Consider the following 1,503-nt stretch of genomic DNA (forward strand, 5'->3'; position numbering starts at 1 on the left):
CGGTGTCGCGCCGTGAGCGGACCTCGGGCGCTCTCGTGCTCAACGCGCTCATTCCTGCTCTCCCCGGCTGGTCAGTTTGAAGAAGGCGAACGACACGGCACCCACCAGCACGGCCAGCAGCACCGACTGTGCGGCGCCGTAGGGGTAGTTGCCGGATGCGACGGCATTCTGCGCGGACATGATCGGGGTGAACGTCGAGGACACCGAGCCGTCCGAGATCGGCTGGAGCACGGCCGGCTCGTTGTACAGCTGGGCCGAGCCGATGATGGAGAACACCGAGGTGAGCACGAGTGCGCCGCGCACGGCCGGCACCTTGATGCTCCAGGCGATCCGGACGGCCGAAGCGCCGTCCACCTTGGCGGCCTCAAGCACCTCAGCCGGAATCGACTGCAGCGCCGCGTAGATGATGATCATGTTGTAGCCGGTCCAGCTCCAGGTGACGATGTTCGCCACCGACCACAGCACCAGATCACCGTCGAAGAACGGGATGCTGATCCCGACCGGCTCCAGCAGCCGGTTGACCGGACTCGACTGCGACGAGTACATGAACGACCAGACGAGCGCGGCGCTCACGCCGGGGATCGCGTAGGGAAGGAAGCTGGACAGCCGGAAGAAGCCCTTGCCCCGCGCCGACCTGGAGTCGATGAGCAGGGCCAGCAGCAGAGCCGCGCCCAGCATCAGGGGCACCTGGACCACGCCGAACAGCGCGACGCGGCCGAGCGAGTCCAGGAAGGCGCCGTCTTCGCGGGCACGCGCGTAGTTGGCGAGCGGATCGAAGACCTTCGTCGGCGCGGTCAGCCCCAGTCCCGACCTCTTGACGGTGTACAGGCTCTCGAACGCCGCGTAAACGATGGGAGCGATGTACATGGCGGCGAACAGGACGACGAACGAGGCGCAGAAGAGGACCGGGCTCAGCCACCGCGGCGAGCGGCGCCGCGGGCTGCGGGGCTCGTCCGCGGGCGGCGGCGTGCCGGTCGTGCGGCTACTGCTTCGGGAGTCCGCCGGAGCGGCGGCGTTGACCACGGGCGCTTTCCTCACTGTGATGCGGTGGGCCGGGCCGGTCCGGCGTTCCGGCCCGGCAGGAGCCGGCTAGTCGGCGACCTGGAGACCCTGCTTCTTCATCTCGCCCACCGTCTTGTCCTGCGCGGTGCCCAGGGCGTCCGCGATGGTTCCCTTGCCGGCCCATGCCTTGCCGAGCCCGTCGTTGAGGTCGGCGGCCGTCTTGGTCATCAGCGGGCCCCAGGTCCAGGAGGAGTTGACCTCGGGAGACGCGGTGGCGAAGACGTCGTAGATCTTCTGACCGCCGAAGTACGGGTCACCGGACTTGAGTTGCGGCACGTCGAGCAGGTCCTTGGCGGCCGGGTAGAGCGCGGCCTTGTCGACGAGGTCGCCGAAGGTGTCGGGGTCGGTGCCGAGCCAGTGGGCGAACTCCCAGGCCGCCTCGGGGTTCTCGCAGCCCTTGAGGACCGCGGTGGAGGAACCGCCCGCGTTGCCGACCTGCCG

General features: G+C 68.9%; 1 protein-coding gene and 1 pseudogene. Both read right to left on the reverse strand.

The genetic code is table 11. The features are described 5' to 3' along the window. Positions 1-48: 48 nt before the first annotated feature. Positions 49-867, reverse strand: a complete 819-nt coding sequence (locus ACFWR9_RS42690) for a carbohydrate ABC transporter permease (RefSeq protein WP_383853095.1) — start codon at positions 865-867, stop codon at positions 49-51. 222 nt (positions 868-1,089) lie between these two features. Next, positions 1,090-1,503: pseudogene (locus tag ACFWR9_RS42695) on the reverse strand (sugar ABC transporter substrate-binding protein); the annotation flags it as partial.

Origin of the sequence: Streptomyces sp. NPDC058534, from assembly GCF_042717365.1 — a bacterium.
Lineage (GTDB): Bacteria > Actinomycetota > Actinomycetes > Streptomycetales > Streptomycetaceae > Streptomyces.